The 16380-nt window shown below is 67.4% G+C and carries 17 protein-coding genes; all 17 read right to left on the bottom strand.

Translation table 11 applies throughout. From position 1 onward, the window contains the following. On the bottom strand, positions 1-704 hold a 704-nt coding region (gene rpsC / locus KILIM_RS01055), incomplete at its 3' end, for a 30S ribosomal protein S3 (protein WP_006590744.1). Continuing rightward, a complete protein-coding gene (gene rplV, locus KILIM_RS01050) occupies positions 704-1078 on the bottom strand; it encodes a 50S ribosomal protein L22 (RefSeq protein WP_040561794.1) in 375 nt (124 codons plus the stop codon). The genes rplV and rpsC, both read right to left, overlap by 1 nt. Before the next feature lie 32 nt (positions 1079-1110). Next, a complete protein-coding gene (gene rpsS / locus KILIM_RS01045; RefSeq protein WP_006590742.1) occupies positions 1111-1392 on the bottom strand; it encodes a 30S ribosomal protein S19 in 282 nt (93 codons plus the stop codon). A 15-nt stretch (positions 1393-1407) separates the two neighbouring features. Then, positions 1408-2244 (bottom strand): 50S ribosomal protein L2, encoded by an 837-nt coding sequence (gene rplB / locus KILIM_RS01040; RefSeq protein ID WP_006590741.1) that lies wholly within the window; start codon positions 2242-2244, stop codon positions 1408-1410. A 44-nt stretch (positions 2245-2288) separates the two neighbouring features. Continuing rightward, the gene (gene rplW / locus KILIM_RS01035; protein WP_006590740.1) at positions 2289-2585 is read right to left on the bottom strand and encodes a 50S ribosomal protein L23; all 297 of its coding nucleotides are present in this window, start codon (positions 2583-2585) and stop codon (positions 2289-2291) included. Further along, complete coding sequence (gene rplD / locus KILIM_RS01030) at positions 2582-3229, bottom strand: 50S ribosomal protein L4 (protein ID WP_006590739.1); 648 nt, start codon at positions 3227-3229, stop codon at positions 2582-2584. The genes rplW and rplD overlap by 4 nt, the downstream gene beginning before the upstream one ends. Positions 3230-3232: 3 nt before the next feature. Beyond that, positions 3233-3889 carry a 50S ribosomal protein L3 gene (gene rplC, locus KILIM_RS01025; RefSeq protein ID WP_006590738.1) on the bottom strand — a complete coding sequence of 219 codons (657 nt, stop codon included), beginning with the start codon at positions 3887-3889 and terminating at the stop codon, positions 3233-3235. A 20-nt stretch (positions 3890-3909) separates the two neighbouring features. Continuing rightward, on the bottom strand, positions 3910-4218 hold the full coding sequence (gene rpsJ / locus KILIM_RS01020; RefSeq protein ID WP_006502853.1) for a 30S ribosomal protein S10: 309 nt from the start codon (positions 4216-4218) through the stop codon (positions 3910-3912). A gap of 420 nt (positions 4219-4638) precedes the next feature. Then, positions 4639-6075, bottom strand: coding sequence for a DUF2252 domain-containing protein (locus KILIM_RS01015; RefSeq protein WP_006590736.1), 1437 nt, complete (start codon positions 6073-6075; stop codon positions 4639-4641). A 52-nt stretch (positions 6076-6127) separates the two neighbouring features. Further along, complete coding sequence (locus tag KILIM_RS25395; RefSeq protein WP_006590735.1) at positions 6128-6439, bottom strand: type II toxin-antitoxin system RelE/ParE family toxin; 312 nt, start codon at positions 6437-6439, stop codon at positions 6128-6130. After that, the gene (locus tag KILIM_RS01010; protein WP_006590734.1) at positions 6424-6678 is read right to left on the bottom strand and encodes a ribbon-helix-helix domain-containing protein; all 255 of its coding nucleotides are present in this window, start codon (positions 6676-6678) and stop codon (positions 6424-6426) included. Before KILIM_RS01010 ends, KILIM_RS25395 begins: the two co-directional genes overlap by 16 nt. A 66-nt stretch (positions 6679-6744) precedes the next feature. Then, positions 6745-7206: a DUF2599 domain-containing protein gene (locus KILIM_RS21915; RefSeq protein WP_255247580.1), complete on the bottom strand. Its 462-nt coding sequence runs from the start codon at positions 7204-7206 to the stop codon at positions 6745-6747. Positions 7207-7311: 105 nt separating this feature from the next. Further along, positions 7312-8505 carry an elongation factor Tu gene (gene tuf, locus KILIM_RS01000; RefSeq protein ID WP_006590732.1) on the bottom strand — a complete coding sequence of 398 codons (1194 nt, stop codon included), beginning with the start codon at positions 8503-8505 and terminating at the stop codon, positions 7312-7314. 109 nt (positions 8506-8614) lie between these two features. Then, positions 8615-10729, bottom strand: coding sequence for an elongation factor G (gene fusA / locus KILIM_RS00995; protein ID WP_006590731.1), 2115 nt, complete (start codon positions 10727-10729; stop codon positions 8615-8617). 133 nt (positions 10730-10862) lie between these two features. Continuing rightward, on the bottom strand, positions 10863-11333 hold the full coding sequence (rpsG, locus tag KILIM_RS00990; protein ID WP_006590730.1) for a 30S ribosomal protein S7: 471 nt from the start codon (positions 11331-11333) through the stop codon (positions 10863-10865). After that, a complete protein-coding gene (gene rpsL, locus KILIM_RS00985; RefSeq protein WP_006590729.1) occupies positions 11333-11707 on the bottom strand; it encodes a 30S ribosomal protein S12 in 375 nt (124 codons plus the stop codon). Before rpsL ends, rpsG begins: the two co-directional genes overlap by 1 nt. Positions 11708-12387: 680 nt before the next feature. Further along, complete coding sequence (locus KILIM_RS00980) at positions 12388-16272, bottom strand: DNA-directed RNA polymerase subunit beta' (RefSeq protein WP_006590728.1); 3885 nt, start codon at positions 16270-16272, stop codon at positions 12388-12390. Positions 16273-16380: the final 108 nt, after the last annotated feature.

The raw sequence follows: 16380 nt of genomic DNA, 5'->3' as shown, positions 1-16380 counted from the left end.
CGCTCACCGCGCGGGCCGCGGGACGGCCGACCGGGGGCGGCGGCCTGCTGGGCCGCGAGCTCCTTGGCGGTCAGGTCGCCCTTGTAGATCCAGACCTTGACGCCGATGCGTCCGAAGGTGGTGCGGGCCTCGTAGAAGCCGTAGTCGATGTTCGCGCGCAGCGTGTGCAGCGGCACCCGACCCTCGCGGTAGAACTCGGTGCGGCTCATCTCGGCGCCGCCGAGACGGCCGGAGACCTGCACGCGGATGCCCTTGGCGCCGGCGCGCAGCGAGGACTGCATGCCCTTGCGCATGGCGCGACGGAAGGAGACGCGGGCCGAGAGCTGCTCGGCGATGCCCTGGGCGACCAGCTGCGCGTCCATCTCCGGGTTCTTGACCTCGAGGATGTTGAGCTGCACCTGCTTGCCCGTGAGCTTCTCCAGCTCACCGCGGATGCGGTCGGCCTCCGCGCCGCGACGGCCGATGACGATGCCCGGCCGGGCGGTGTGGATGTCGACGCGCACGCGGTCGCGGGTGCGCTCGATCTCGACGCGGCTGATACCGGCGCGCTCCATGCCTGTGGACATGAGCTTGCGGATCGCGACGTCTTCCTTCACGTAGTCGCGGTAGCGCTGGCCGTCCTTGGTGGAGTCGGCGAACCAGCGGCTCTTGTGCTCCGTCGTGATGCCCAGACGGAAGCCGTGGGGGTTGACCTTCTGGCCCATTACCGGGCACCTCCCTGCTTGGCGTTCTGCGGCTGGCTGACGTACACGGTGATGTGGCTCGTGCGCTTGTTGATGCGGTAGGCACGACCCTGCGCACGCGGCTGGAACCGCTTCATCGTGGGGCCCTCGTCGACGTGGGCGGCGCTGATGACCAGCGCGCGCTCGTCGAACGGCAGCGACTCCTTGTCGGCCTTGACCCGGGCGTTGGCGATCGCGCTGGCGACCAGCTTGCGCACCGGCTCGCTGGCCGACTGCGGAGCGAACTGCAGCACGGCCAGGGCCTCGACGCAGTTCTTGCCGCGGATGAGGTCCACGACGCGGCGGGCCTTCATCGGGGTGACCCGCACGTGGCGGGCCACGGCCTTGGCGGCCACGCCTTCGTTCTCGATGGTGGTGTTGGCGGCCATCAGCGACGGCGTCCCTTCTTGTCGTCCTTCACGTGACCCTTGAAGGTGCGCGTCTGGGCGAACTCGCCGAGCTTGTGGCCGACCATCGACTCGGTGATGAACACCGGGACGTGCTTGCGGCCGTCGTGCACGGCAAAGGTGTGACCGAGGAAGTCCGGCGCGATGACCGAGCGGCGCGACCAGGTCTTGATGATGTTCTTCGTGCCCGCTTCGTTCTGGGCGTCCACCTTCTTCTGCAGGTGGTCGTCGATGAAGGGGCCCTTTTTCAAGCTACGAGGCATTCGGCAGGCTCCTTATCAGCGCTTCTTGCCAGTACGACGGCGACGCACGATGAGCTTGTCGCTTTCCTTGTTCGGGCGGCGGGTGCGACCCTCCGGCTGGCCCCAGGGGCTGACCGGGTTACGTCCACCGGAGGTGCGACCCTCGCCACCACCGTGGGGGTGGTCGACGGGGTTCATCACGACACCGCGGACGGTGGGGCGCTTGCCCTTCCAGCGCATGCGGCCGGCCTTGCCCCAGTTGATGTTGCTCTGCTCGGCGTTGCCGACCTCGCCGACCGTGGCGCGGCAGCGCAGGTCGACGTTGCGGATCTCACCCGACGGCATACGCAGCTGGGCGTAGGGGCCGTCCTTGGCGACGAGCTGCACGCGGGCGCCGGCCGAGCGGGCGATCTTCGCGCCGCCACCGGGGCGCAGCTCGATGGCGTGCACGACGGTACCGACGGGGATGTTGCGCAGCGGCAGTGCGTTGCCCGGCTTGATGTCGGCCGCGGGGCCGTTCTCGATCGGGTCGCCCTGCTTGAGGCGGTTGGGCGCCAGGATGTAGCGCTTCTCGCCGTCGGCGTAGTGCAGCAGCGCGATGCGGGCGGTGCGGTTGGGGTCGTACTCGATGTGCGCGACCTTGGCCGGGATGCCGTCCTTGTCGTGGCGACGGAAGTCGATGACGCGGTAGGCGCGCTTGTGGCCACCGCCGATGTGGCGGGTGGTGATGCGCCCGGAGTTGTTGCGGCCGCCGGTCTTGCTCAGCGGGCGCACCAGGGACTTCTCCGGCGTGGAGCGCGTCACCTCGACGAAGTCGGCCACGGAGCTGCCGCGACGACCCGGGGTGGTCGGCTTGTATTTGCGGATTGCCATTGTTTAGTCCTCGTTTCTCTCTCGACTCAACTCGTGGCCGGCCCTTAGGCCGTGGCCCCGAAGATGTCGATCGAGCCTTCCTTGAGGGTGACGATGGCGCGCTTGGTGTTCTTGCGCTTGCCCGTGCCGAAGCGGGTGCGCCGCGTCTTGCCCTGACGGTTCAGTGTGTTCACCGACGCGACCTTGACCCCGAAGATGTTCTCCACGGCGATCTTGATCTCGGTCTTGTTGGCCCGCGGGTCGACGAGGAAGGTGTACTTGCCGTCGTCGAGCAGCGAGTAGGACTTCTCCGAGACGACCGGGGCGATGAGGATGTCGCGGGGGTTCTTGTTGAGGTTCACTTCGCGGTCTCCTTGGCGCCGGAGCCGGCCGAGATGAACTCGCGCAGAGCCTTCTCGGTGAACACGATGTCGTCGGCGCACAGCACGTCGTAGGTGTTGAGCTGGTCGGACCAGAGCACGTGCACGTTCGGCAGGTTGCGCACCGACAGGGCGGCGAACTCGTCGGCCCGGTCGAGCACGATGAGCAGGTTGCGCCGGTCGCTGACCTTCTCCAGCAGCACGCGAGCCGACTTGGTCGAGGGGGTGTCCCCGTCGATCACGGCGGTCAGCGCGTGGATGCGGCCGTGGCGCGCCCGGTCGGAGAGGGCTCCGCGCAGGGCGGCGGCCTTCATCTTCTTGGGGGTGCGCTGGGAGTAGTCGCGCGGCTGCGGGCCGTGCACGACGCCACCGCCGGCGAACTGCGGCGCGCGCACCGAGCCCTGGCGGGCGCGGCCGGTGCCCTTCTGGCGGTAAGGCTTACGCCCACCACCGCGGGTCTCGCCGCGGGTCTTGGTCGAGTGCGTGCCCTGGCGGGCCGCCGCAAGCTGGGCGACGACGACCTGGTGGATGAGCGGCACGTTGGTCTGCACGTCGAAGATCTCGGCGGGCAGCTCGATGGTGCCGTTGGAGCCACCGGTGGTGTCGAGGATGTCGATGGTCGTCACGACTCAGGCCCCCTTGGCTGCGGTGCGGACGAGGACGACGCCACCGCGCGGACCGGGAACGGCGCCCTTGACGAGCAGGAGCCCGCGCTCGGCGTCCACCGCGTGGATCGTCAGGTTCTGGGTGGTCTGGCGCACGCCGCCCATGCGGCCGGCCATGCGCTGGCCCTTGTAGACGCGACCGGGGGTCGCGCAGCCGCCGATGGAGCCCGGCTTGCGGTGGTTACGGTGCGCACCGTGGGAGGCGCCGACGCCGTGGAAGCCGTGACGCTTCATCACACCGGCGAAGCCCTTGCCCTTGGTGGTGCCCGCAACGTCGACCTTCTGGCCGCCCTCGAACGCCTCGACGGTCAGCTCTTGACCGAGGCTGTACTCGCCGGCGTCGCTGGTGCGCAGCTCGACGAGGTGGCGGCGCGGCGTGACGCCGGCCTTCTCGAAGTGGCCCGTCATGGGCTTCTTGACCTTACGGGGGTCGATGGCGCCGAAGCCGATCTGCACGGCGGTGTAGCCGTCGTTCTCAGCGTCACGGACCTGCGTGACGACGCAGGGTCCGGCCTGGATGACCGTCACCGGGACAAGGCGGTTGTCGGCGTCCCAAACCTGGGTCATGCCGAGCTTGGTGCCCAGGAGTCCCTTGACGGCGCGTTCGCGTGTCGAAGTCATGTGAAATCTCGCTCCTGGACTTACAGCTTGATCTCGATGTTGACGTCCGCCGGCAGGTCGAGACGCATCAGCGAGTCGACGGCCTTGGGCGTCGGGTCCACGATGTCGATGAGGCGCTTGTGCGTGCGCATCTCGAAGTGCTCGCGGCTGTCCTTGTACTTGTGGGGAGACCGGATGACGACGAAGACGTTCTTCTCCGTCGGCAGCGGCACGGGGCCGACCACAGTCGCGCCCGCACGGGTCACGGTGTCGACAATCTTGCGCGCCGAGCTGTCGATGACCTCGTGGTCGTACGACTTCAGCCGGATGCGGATCTTCTGTCCCGCCATCGCTTCGTCAGACTCTCTCTCGTCGTTCTCTTCGGACCCGGCCTCCGACCCCCGCGCTCGGGTGTGTCGCGCTGTGCGGACAGAGTCGTGCACACGCAACACCCCGCCTACCTCGCTGACCGCTCATGCTTGGGAGCCGAGCCGTGCCACGACGTAGTCGGTGGTCGGATGAACCGGAGCTTGCGCTTCCACTCGCCAGGCACCGGTCCCGCGGCCGACGCGCGACTCTGGCAGAACATGTCTGCAGGTCTCGCAGGTCGAATCCGTGGTGCTAGTAACCTCGTCAGAGGGACTGTGGTGCAGGCCTCATGCCTTACCCACGCCTCAAGCAACCTGTACATAGTGCCAGACAGGCCCCAGCAGACTCAAATCGGGCGGTTGGCGGCCGATAAGTCCGCCCCTTCCTCGCCCTGGTGTCACTCAGGGGCGGAAGGCGGAGGAGGCGGCCGCCTCCTCATCGATGGGCAGCTCGCCGGAGCGGACGGCGGCGACGAAGCGGGCGTGGTCGGCCTCGGTCTGGTCGGCGTAGCGGCGGGCGAAGGTGGCCATTGAGTCGGCCACGCGCTCTCCCTTACCCAGGTAGCCGCCGATCATCGAGGCGCCGGAGGTTCGGGCGTGACCCTTGGCCAGCAGGTGCCCGACGATCCCGGCGTAGTCGCGCAGGGCGGCGTCGTCGAGGCCGTCCAGGGGCACGGTGCCCTTCTGGTTGCGGAACTGCCGCACATAGCAGGTGAGGTCGCCGACAGTCGTCCACCCCAGCAGCGGATCGGAGACGGTCTGCAGCGCCTGCTGGTACTCCACCACACGCTGTCCTTGGTGGTCGTGCCACACCGAGTCGCCGTGCACGAACGGCGCCAGCACCGAGCGCCGGGCCTGCTTGAGTTGCAGGAACAACACGTCGTCCGGGTCGCTGCCCTCCAGCAGCACGACATAGGCGCGCAACCCCACGCTGCCAACTCCCACGACTTTGTGTGCGATGTCGACCACCGTGTAGCCACCGACCGCGCGCCGCCAGTGCGGCTGCAATGTCAGCAGGTACTCGTCCAGCGACGCCTCGACCTGCTCGTACTCCTCCTGCCCCAGTGGGGTGATGAGGGGCGGCTCAGAGACGATGCGCCGGCCATCCTCATCCTCGCGAGTGAATCGGGGCAGCACCCGGTCGCTGGTCTTGCGCCGGGCCTTCTTGACCGCGCGGTCGATCTCGGTGCGCAGGGTCGACTCGGTGACGGTCTCGTGCAGGCGGTCGACGTCGAGCCGGTTGTACGAGCGCCACAGCAACGGCTGCTCGGCGAGAAAGCGCACCTCGTCGCGGTAGGAGAGCACGCAGTTGCGCACGGCTGCCGAGCACGCCTCCTCCCCCACGCCGTTCTCGCGGCCCGCGACGTGAATGGAGGCGGCCAGGCGCCGCAGGTCCCACTCCCAGGCCCCGGGGTGGGCCTCGTCGAAGTCGTTGAGGTCCATGACCAGCTCGCCCTCGGGTGAGCCGTAGAAGCCGAAGTTGCCCAGGTGCGCGTCGCCGCACACGACCGGCGTGATGCCGGTGGCGGGCAGCCGTGCGACGTCCCAGGCCATGACGACCGCGCTGCCGCGCAGAAAGCCGTAGGGGCTGCCGACCATGCGTGCCACCCGCACGGGCACCAGCTCGTCGACCCGGCCTTCGTGCGAGGCCTTGATGAGCGCGACCGGGTCGGGCCGCAGGGCCGGCGCCCGCCACCGGGCCAATGTGCGCCGCGGCACGTCTTTACGCAGCGCCCGCCCGAGGGCGAACCGCTCGTCCCGACTCACCGGCCGCTGCCGCACCGACGCGTACGCCGAGCTGTCGGTCGACGCGAGCACCTGATGCCGACGGTCGTTCATCGTCCGAAAGTAACCTAGGGCGACTGATCTCTCGGGCCTAGAACGCCAGAGATCAGTCATGTCTCAACGCAGTCGAACGGTCGCGTCGGTCGTGGAGCACCCGCAGAACACGCACGTCATCCACATCCGATAGGCGATAGAAGACGCCGTAGGGAAAGTGGCGCACACGAGCTCGGCGCAGGTCTTCGAAACCCTCCACCGGGGTACCGGATCGCGGAAACAACCGCAGCCGCTCAATGACCTGCTCGACCGATCGGGCGAAACTACCAACGAGATCCTGACCGATTTTGCCGTAGTGGTCACGAGCACCACGCAGATCATCCACGGCGCCCGGCGCGAGTACGACCTCTACTTCTCGCCCCACAGCTGCGTGTGCACCTCGCTCCAAGGAAGAGCCGCGTCGGGTCGAGCGATGTCGTCGTCGCGGGCGGCCTGCAGAACGCGCCGCTCCTGCTCGGACGGACGATACGTGGCTTCGCCGAAGTGAGTCCGGATCGCCTCCTGGATCATCTCCGAACGCGACCGATGCTCAACCTTGCGTGCCCGCTCGACCATGTCGTAGAGCTCTTCGGGGAGCGTCACCGCCACCTTCTTGACCGCCATCCCGCCTCCTTGGTATGACGTCATCATACCTCCAGACTGCGGCCACCGGCAGGGGCGGTGATCAGGTCAGCCGACGTCGGTGACGTCGCCGGGGTTGCAGCCGGCGGAGACGGTGCGCCAGTAGCCGACGGCGGGGCGGGCGGGCTCGAGGTACCAGGCGTCCTTGGTGGAGGCGAACTGGGCGTGGCAGACGAACTGGTCGCGCATGCCGGGGGTGTCGGCCTTGGGGATCGCCACGACGACGCGCCGCCAGGCCTCGTCGTACACCTCCTCGCCACTGGAGTCGCGCAGCAGTTGCGACGGGGAGATGACCAACGCCGTCTCCCCCTCCCGGGTCACCCAGGCGGCGTTGTCGACCAGCCGCGGCAGCTGCGTGACGTCGTCAGACGGCCGCTGCGACTCCTGCGCGGTCGGGGACTGCCCGGAGGCCTGCGAGCCGCTCTGCCCGGTCGACGCCGGCGCGCACGCACCCAGCACCACCACGAGCACGAACAGCAACAGCACCACCCAGACAACAGCCTTCTTCACCACTCCCCCATTCTCCCCCACTGGGGAGGCGTGCAAAAAAACGCCGAAGGGGCCCGAGCCGGGTGGCTCGAGCCCCTTCGAACTACGTGCGCCGAAGCGCGAAGATCACTTCAGGATCTTGGTGACGCGACCCGCGCCGACGGTCCGGCCACCCTCACGGATGGCGAACTTCAGGCCCTCTTCCATCGCGATGGGCTGGATGAGGTCGACCTTCATGTCGGTGTTGTCACCGGGCATGACCATCTCGGTACCCTCGGGCAGGTGCACGACACCCGTCACGTCCGTCGTACGGAAGTAGAACTGCGGACGGTAGTTGTCGTAGAACGGCGTGTGCCGGCCACCCTCGTCCTTGGACAGGATGTAGACCTGGCCCTCGAACTCGGTGTGCGGGGTGATCGAACCCGGCTTGCAGACGACCTGGCCGCGCTCGACGTCCTCACGCTTGATACCGCGCAACAGCAGGCCGACGTTCTCGCCCGCACGACCCTCGTCGAGCAGCTTGCGGAACATCTCGATGCCCGTGACCGTGGTCTTGGTGTTGGTCTCCTTGATGCCGACGATCTCGACCTCTTCGTTGACCTTCAGCAGACCGCGCTCGATACGGCCGGTGACGACCGTGCCGCGACCGGTGATCGTGAAGACGTCCTCGACCGGCATGAGGAACGGCTTGTCGACGTCGCGCTCGGGCATCGGAATGGCCTCGTCGACCGCGTCCATCAGCTCGAGAACCGTCTTGGCCCACTCCTCGTCGCCCTCGAGGGCCTTGAGCGCGGAGACCTTGACGACAGGAACGTCGTCGCCCGGGAACTCGTACTGGGACAGCAGCTCACGGACCTCCATCTCGACGAGCTCGAGGATCTCCTCGTCGTCGACCATGTCGGCCTTGTTGAGCGCCACGACGATGTAGGGGACGCCGACCTGGCGGGCCAGGAGGACGTGCTCCTTCGTCTGCGGCATCGGGCCGTCGGTGGCCGCGACCACGAGGATCGCACCATCCATCTGCGCCGCACCCGTGATCATGTTCTTGACGTAGTCGGCGTGGCCCGGGCAGTCGACGTGGGCGTAGTGACGACCCTCCGTCTGGTACTCGATGTGCGCGATGGAGATCGTGATACCGCGCTGCTTCTCTTCGGGCGCCTTGTCGATGTCGTCGAACGCGAACTGCGGGTTCAGGTCCGGGTACTTGTCGTGCAGGACCTTGGAGATCGCTGCCGTCAGCGTCGTCTTGCCGTGGTCGATGTGACCGATGGTGCCGATGTTGACGTGCGGCTTGGTCCGCTCGAACTTCGCCTTCGCCACTGGTGTCCTCCTGTTGGACTTGTGTTGCACGTGCAGTCCGGTATCGGACTGAGCGCTTGGGGGAAATTGACTGCTACGTGAAGAGCGTCAACGGGTGAGTGTACCCGCCTCACTCGCCTCGCATCTTCTTGACGATCTCGTCCGCGACGTTCCGAGGAACCTCCGCGTAGGAGTCGAATTGCATCGTGTAGTTGGCACGACCCTGCGTCTTGGACCGAAGGTCGCCAACGTACCCGAACATCTCCGACAGCGGCACGAGGGCGCGCACGACCTTGGCGCCGCTGATGTCCTGCATGGCCTGGATCTGGCCACGGCGGGAGTTGATGTCGCCGATGACGTCACCCATGTAGTCCTCGGGGGTGCGCACCTCGACGGCCATCATCGGCTCCAGCAGGACCGGGTCGGCCTTGCGCAGCGCCTCCTTGGTGACCATCGAACCGGCGATCTTGAACGCCATTTCGCTGGAGTCGACGTCGTGGTAGGCGCCGTCGAGCAGCGTGGCCTTGATGCCGACCATCGGGTAGCCGGCGAGCACGCCGAGGCCGAGCGCGTCCTGGATGCCGTGGTCGACCGACGGGATGTACTCGCGCGGCACGCGGCCACCGGTGACCTTGTTGTCGAACTCGTACATCGCACCTTCGGAGGTGTCCAGCGGCTCGAAGGTGACCTGCACCTTGGCGTACTGGCCCGACCCACCGGTCTGCTTCTTGTGCGTGTAGTCGTACTTCTCCACGGCGCGACGGATCGTCTCGCGGTAGGCCACCTGCGGCTTGCCGATGTTGGCCTCGACCTTGAACTCGCGGCGCATGCGGTCGACGAGGATGTCGAGGTGCAGCTCGCCCATGCCCTTGATGACCGTCTGGCCCGTCTCCTGGTCGAGCTCGACCTGGAACGTTGGGTCTTCCTGGGCCAGCTTCTGGATGGCCGTCGACAGCTTCTCCTGGTCGCCCTTCGTCTTGGGCTCGATGGCCACGGAGATGACGGGCTCGGGGAAGGTCATCGACTCCAGGATGATCTGGTCCTGGGGGTCCGACAGGGTGTCGCCGGTCGTCGTCTCCTTCAGACCGATCGCCGCGTAGATGTGCCCGGCGAGAGCCTCCTCGACCGGGTTCTCCTTGTTGGCGTGCATCTGGAAGAGCTTGCCGATGCGCTCCTTCTTGCCCTTGGTCGAGTTGACGACCTGGCTGCCGGCGGCGATTCGCCCGGAGTAGACCCGGATGAACGTCAGCGTGCCGAAGAACGGGTGCGAAGCGACCTTGAACGCCAGGGCCGAGAACGGCTCCTTGACGCTCGGCTCGCGGGTCAGCTCGACCTCTTCGTCACCGGGCTTGTGGCCGATCATCGGCGGCACGTCCAGCGGCGAGGGCAGGTAGTCGACGACCGCGTCGAGCATGGGCTGCACGCCACGGTTCTTGAAGGCCGAACCACACAGCACGGGGTACAGCTCGGAGTTGATCGTCAGCTTGCGGATGCCGGCCTTGAGCTCCTCGGGGGTCAGCTCCTCGCCGCCGAGGTACTTCTCCATGAGGTCGTCGTCGCTCTCGGCGACGCGCTCGACGAGGTGCTGGTGGTACTCCTCCGCGCGGTCCTTGAGGTCGGCCGGAATCTCCTGAACCTCGTACTTCGCGCCGAGCGTCACGTCGCCCTTGGCGTCGCCGGGCCACACGAGGGCGCGCATGTAGATGAGATCGACGACGCCGATGAAGTCGGACTCGGCCCCGATCGGCAGCTGCAGCACGAGCGGCTCGGCGCCGAGGCGGTCCTTGATGGTCTGCACCGTGAAGTAGAAGTCGGCGCCCATCTTGTCCATCTTGTTGACGAAGCACACGCGCGGAACGATGTACTTGTCGGCCTGGCGCCACACAGTCTCGGACTGGGGCTCGACGCCCTCCTTGCCGTCGAAGACAGCGACGGCGCCGTCGAGTACGCGCAGCGAACGCTCGACCTCGACGGTGAAGTCGACGTGGCCGGGCGTGTCGATGATGTTGATCTGGTTGCCCTCCCAGAAGGAGGTCACCGCGGCGGAGGTGATCGTGATGCCGCGTTCCTTTTCCTGCTCCATCCAGTCCGTCGTCGACGCACCGTCGTGGGTCTCGCCCATCTTGTGGTTGACGCCGGTGTAGAAGAGGATGCGCTCGGTCGTCGTCGTCTTGCCGGCGTCGATGTGCGCCATGATGCCGATGTTGCGGACCTTCTTCAGGTCGGTCAGGACATCGAGTGCCACAGGATCTCTCGTCTCGTTTCGTCGTCTGCTCGCCCCGGTCGGGGCGGGTGCCAGCTGGTGTGCCGGCACCGAAATTCGTGGGGGGATCGGGCTTGCCCGGCGGGCTGTTAGCCGCGCCGGGCAAGCACCAGGATCACCAGCGGTAGTGCGCGAAGGCCTTGTTGGACTCGGCCATCTTGTGGGTGTCCTCGCGGCGCTTCACCGAAGCACCGAGGCCGTTGCTGGCGTCGAGGATCTCGTTCATGAGGCGTTCGGTCATCGTCTTCTCGCGACGCTGCCGGGCGTAGCCGACGAGCCAGCGCAGCGACAGGGTCGTGGCGCGGCCGGGCTTGACCTCGACGGGCACCTGGTAGGTGGCGCCACCGACGCGGCGGCTCTTGACCTCCAGGGCGGGCTTGACGTTGTCGAGCGCACGCTTGAGCGTGACGACCGGGTCGGTTCCCGTCTTCCGCCGGCAGCCCTCGAGGGCGCCGTAGACGATCCGCTCGGCGATGGACTTCTTGCCGTCGAGCAGGATCTTGTTGACGAGCTGGGTGACCAGCGGCGACCCGTAGACCGGGTCGATGACGAGCGGCCGCTTCGGGGCGGGTCCCTTACGTGGCATTACTTCTTGTCCTTCTTCGCGCCGTAGCGAGACCGCGCCTGCTGGCGGTTCTTCACGCCCTGGGTGTCGAGGGAGCCGCGGATGATCTTGTACCGCACGCCCGGCAGGTCCTTCACACGGCCACCGCGGACGAGCACGATCGAGTGCTCCTGCAGGTTGTGACCGACGCCCGGGATGTAGGCGGTCACCTCGATGCCGGAGGTGAGCTTGACGCGCGCGACCTTGCGCAGCGCGGAGTTCGGCTTCTTGGGCGTCGTGGTGTACACGCGGGTGCACACGCCGCGACGCTGGGGGCTGCCCTTGAGCGCAGGCGTCTTGGCCTTGGTGGCCTTGTCCTGCCGCCCCTTACGGACGAGCTGATTAATGGTGGGCACGCATTCTCCGTTTAGTCGTTCGCTGATCGGCCGATCATTCGGCCTCCTTGATCTGCCGGAGCCGCCGATAGGTCGACACCGGGTGCTCTCCCCTGCACTTCCGGGACGGCAGGCGGGCCCGGTGAGATCACCGGCCCCACACCGACCGGATGCCCGGCGAGAGGACACGCCTTGGCGCGGACCGATCAACACGACGATCCACACACCCACCGCAGCGCCGGCGATCTCTCACCGACTGAACCCGGGCAGGCGTGATCCAAGACATGCCCTACTAGGCTACCCGGCCCCCTGGCCTGCACCAAATCCATTGACGGTGCTGCGCGTCAGCCTGAATCCCGCTCAGCGGCAGCGAGATTCGGGAGCTCTGGGGCGGGGGCAGCGGGGTCAGGGATCCTGCCATCGCGTGTGACCCCTCCCCCCAACGTTGCGACTTCTCGACGTACCCGGAGAACGGCTCCGAGCAGACGCAGGGCGCTGACCAGCGGCGATGCGAAAGGGCAACAGCGAAGAGAGCCTCCCAGTACGTCAAGAAGTCGCTACCTCCGCCAGCACCCTGTCGACGGGCCGCGTACCGGCGCCGCTGCCCACCTTCGGCGAAAGCCAGCTGAACCGCCAAGCGCACGACATGGGCCGGCCACCCCAACGGGATGACCGGCCCACGTGCCAAAGCGGCTACGCGCTTAGCTGTCCAGACCCAAGGTGGCGTCGTCGAGGCGGACGGCCTCGCCGGAACCCGGGCCGAAGGCCGCGTAGTCGTACTGCTGGTAGTCGGGCATCGAGTACATCGCGGCCTTGGCCTCTTCGGTGGGCTCCACCCGCACATTGCGGTACCGGGGCAAACCCGTACCGGCCGGGATGAGCTTTCCGAGGATCACGTTCTCCTTCAGACCCAACAGCGGGTCCGACTTGGCGTTGATCGCCGCATCGGTGAGCACCCGCGTCGTCTCCTGGAAGGAGGCCGCCGACAGCCAGCTGTCCGTGGCCAGCGAGGCCTTGGTGATACCCATGAGCTCCGGGCGACCCGAGGCCGGCTTGCCGCCCTCGGCGACCACCCGACGGTTCTCGGTCTCGAAGACCCCACGCTCGGCCATCGACCCCGGCAGCAGCTCGGCGTCGCCCGCCTCGATGATCGTCACGCGCCGCAGCATCTGGCGCACGATGACCTCGATGTGCTTGTCGTGGATCGACACACCCTGCTGGCGGTACACGTGCTGCACCTCGTCCACCAGGTGCATCTGCACCGCACGCGGACCGAGGATGCGCAGCACCTGCTTGGGGTCGATGGCACCCTGCACGAGCTTGGTACCGACCTCGATGTGCTGACCATCCGACACAAGCAAGCGCGACCGCTTGCTCACCGGATAGGCGTGCTCCTCCGAGCCGTCGTCCGGGGTGAGCAGGATGCGACGAGCCTTGTCGGTCTCCTCGATCTGCACCCGCCCGGTCGCCTCCGCGATCGGCGCCACACCCTTGGGGGTGCGGGCCTCGAAGAGCTCGACCACACGCGGCAGACCCTGCGTGATGTCGTCACCGGCCACACCACCGGTGTGGAAGGTACGCATCGTCAGCTGGGTGCCGGGCTCACCGATCGACTGGGCCGCGATGATGCCGACGGCCTCGCCGATGTCGACGAGCTTGCCCGTGGCCAACGAACGGCCGTAGCACTTGGCGCACGTGCCGACGTGGCTGTCGCAGGTGAGCACGGAGCGCACCTTGACCTCCTCGACACCCGCACCCAGGAGCGCGCCGATGGCGACGTCACCCAGGTCGGTGCCGGCGGGCACGATGACCTCACCGTCGCGCACGACATCCTCGGCGAGGGTCCGCGCGTACACGGCGGTCTCGACGTCGTCGTGCGGCGCCAGCGCGCCGTCCGTCTTGCGGATCGCGATCGGCAGCGTCAGGCCGCGCTCGGTGCCGCAGTCGTCTTCACGGATGATGACGTCCTGGCTGACGTCGACGAGGCGTCGCGTCAGGTACCCGGAGTCGGCGGTCCGCAGCGCCGTGTCGGCCAGACCCTTACGGGCACCGTGCGTGGAGATGAAGAACTCCAGCACCGACAGGCCCTCACGGAAGTTCGCCTTGATCGGGCGCGGGATGATCTCGCCCTTCGGGTTGGCCATGAGGCCACGCATGCCGGCGATCTGCCGCAGCTGGAACCAGTTACCACGGGCACCCGAAGACACCATGCGGTAGATCGGGTTGGAGCGCGGGAAGTTGGCCTCCATCTCCTTGGCGACCTCGGCGCTGCCTTGGGTCCAGATCTCGATGAGCTCCTGACGGCGCTCCTCATCGGTGATGAGGCCGCGCTCGTACTGCACCTGCACCTTCTCGGCCTTGGCCTCGTACCCGGAGAGGATCTCGCCCTTGCGCTCGGGCGTCACCACGTCGGAGATGGCCACGGTCGTGCCGGAGCGGGTCGCCCAGTAGTACCCGGCGTCCTTGAGGGCGTCCAGGCTCGCGGCGACCTGCACCTTGGGGTACCGCTCGGCGAGGTCGTTGACGATGAGCGAGAGCCGCTTCTTGTCGGCCTCCTCGTTGACGAACGGGTAGTCGACGGGCAGCGCACCGTTGAAGATCGCGCGACCCAGCGTCGTGTCCAGGGTCGCCTCGGCGACCAGGCCGTCGGCGGTCAGCTCCGCACCCTCCGGCGCCGCGACACCCGGGGGCAGCGCGACGTCGGTGAACCGGATCTTGACCTTCGAGCCGAGCAGGATCTCGCCGGCGTCGAACGCCATCCGCGCCTCGGCGACCGAGCGGAACGCCCGGCCCTCCCCCGGCCCGCCGTCGAGCTCGGAGGTGAGGTGGAACAGGCCGATGATCATGTCCTGGGAGGGCATGGTCACCGGGCGACCGTCCGCCGGCTTGAGGATGTTGTTCGAGGAGAGCATGAGGATGCGGGCCTCGGCCTGCGCCTCCGCGCTCAACGGCACGTGGACCGCCATCTGGTCACCGTCGAAGTCGGCGTTGAACGCGCCGCAGACGAGCGGGTGCAGCTGGATCGCCTTGCCCTCCACGAGCTGCGGCTCGAACGCCTGGATGCCGAGGCGGTGCAGCGTCGGCGCGCGGTTGAGCAGCACGGGGTGCTCGGTGATGACCTCTTCGAGCACGTCCCACACCGCGGGGCGCGCGCGCTCGACCATCCGCTTGGCCGACTTGATGTTCTGCGCGTGATCGAGGTCGACGAGGCGCTTCATGACGAACGGCTTGAAGAGCTCGAGCGCCATCTGCTTGGGCAGGCCGCACTGGTGCAGCTTGAGCGTCGGGCCGACGACGATGACCGAACGGCCCGAGTAGTCGACGCGCTTGCCGAGCAGGTTCTGCCGGAAGCGACCCTGCTTGCCCTTGAGCATGTCGGACAGCGACTTCAGCGGCCGGTTGCCCGGGCCGGTGACCGGACGGCCGCGGCGACCGTTGTCGAACAGCGCGTCGACGGCCTCCTGCAGCATCCGCTTCTCGTTGTTGACGATGATCTCGGGCGCGCCGAGGTCCAACAACCGCTTGAGGCGGTTGTTGCGGTTGATGACGCGGCGGTACAGGTCGTTGAGGTCGGAGGTCGCGAAGCGGCCACCGTCGAGCTGCACCATCGGGCGCAGGTCCGGCGGGATGACCGGCACGCAGTCCAGCACCATGCCCATGGGGCTGTTGCTGGTCAGCTGGAAGGCGGTGACGACGCGCAGCCGCTTGATGGCGCGGGTCTTCTTCTGGCCCTTGCCGGTGGCGATGATCTCGTGCAGCGACGCGGCCTCGGCGACCAGGTCGAACGTCTCCAGCCGCTTCTGCAGGGCCGCGGCACCCATGCCGCCCTCGAAGTACAGGCCGTAACGCTGCCGCATCTCGCGGTACAGCACCTCGTCGCCCTCGAGGTCTTGCACCTTGAGGTTCTTGAACCGGTCCCACACCTGCTGCAGGCGCTCGGCCTGCTGGTCGGCCTTCTTGCGGATGTTGTTCATCTCGCGCTCGGCGGACTCGCGCACCTTGCGGCGCACGTCGCCCTTGGCGCCCTCGGCCTCCAGCTCGGCCAGGTCGGCCTCGAGGCGCTTTGCGCGGGAGTCGACCTCGGCGTCGCGCGCCTTCTCGATCTCCTTCTTCTCGACGTCCAGCTCGGCCTCGAGCGACGGCAGGTCGCGGTGGCGAGCCTCCTCGTCGACGGAGGTGATCATGTACGCCGCGAAGTAGATGACCTTCTCCAGGTCCTTCGGGGCCAGGTCCAGCAGGTAGCCCAGCCGGCTCGGGACGCCCTTGAAGTACCAGATGTGGGTCACGGGAGCGGCGAGCTCGATGTGGCCCATCCGCTCACGACGCACGCCGGAGCGGGTCACCTCGACGCCGCAGCGCTCACAGATGATGCCCTTGAACCGGACGCGCTTGTACTTGCCGCAGTAGCACTCCCAGTCCCGGGTCGGGCCGAAGATCTTCTCGCAGAAGAGGCCGTCCTTCTCGGGCTTGAGGGTGCGGTAGTTGATCGTCTCGGGCTTCTTGACCTCGCCGTGGCTCCACGCGCGGATGCTGTCCGCGGTAGCAAGTCCAATGCGCAACTCGTCGAAGAAGTTCACGTCTAGCACTTCGTGCGTCCTACTTTCGTAGTCCAGTTCGTCCGGTGAGTCTGTGGTGGCGTTTCTCGGACGGGCTGCGCCCGACGCCTGTCTGTTCCGGCAAACCACGCTCGCTTC

This window comes from Kineosphaera limosa NBRC 100340 (assembly GCF_000298215.1).
Lineage (GTDB): Bacteria > Actinomycetota > Actinomycetes > Actinomycetales > Dermatophilaceae > Kineosphaera > Kineosphaera limosa.
The sequence above is the reverse complement of the archived record's forward strand: the minus strand, read 5'-3'. Positions and strand labels throughout refer to the sequence as shown.

Bases quoted from the DNA above. Each gene is read 5' to 3' on its own strand.
- rplC (WP_006590738.1), bottom strand. From the start codon at position 3,889: ATGACTTCGACACGCGAACGCGCCGTCAAGGGACTCCTGGGCACCAAG.
- KILIM_RS01015 (WP_006590736.1), bottom strand. From the start codon at position 6,075: ATGAACGACCGTCGGCATCAGGTGCTCGCGTCGACCGACAGCTCGGCG.
- rpsS (WP_006590742.1), bottom strand. From the start codon at position 1,392: ATGCCTCGTAGCTTGAAAAAGGGCCCCTTCATCGACGACCACCTGCAG.
- KILIM_RS01010 (WP_006590734.1), bottom strand. From the start codon at position 6,678: ATGGCGGTCAAGAAGGTGGCGGTGACGCTCCCCGAAGAGCTCTACGAC.
- rpsG (WP_006590730.1), bottom strand. From the start codon at position 11,333: ATGCCACGTAAGGGACCCGCCCCGAAGCGGCCGCTCGTCATCGACCCG.
- rplB (WP_006590741.1), bottom strand. From the start codon at position 2,244: ATGGCAATCCGCAAATACAAGCCGACCACCCCGGGTCGTCGCGGCAGC.
- rpsJ (WP_006502853.1), bottom strand. From the start codon at position 4,218: ATGGCGGGACAGAAGATCCGCATCCGGCTGAAGTCGTACGACCACGAG.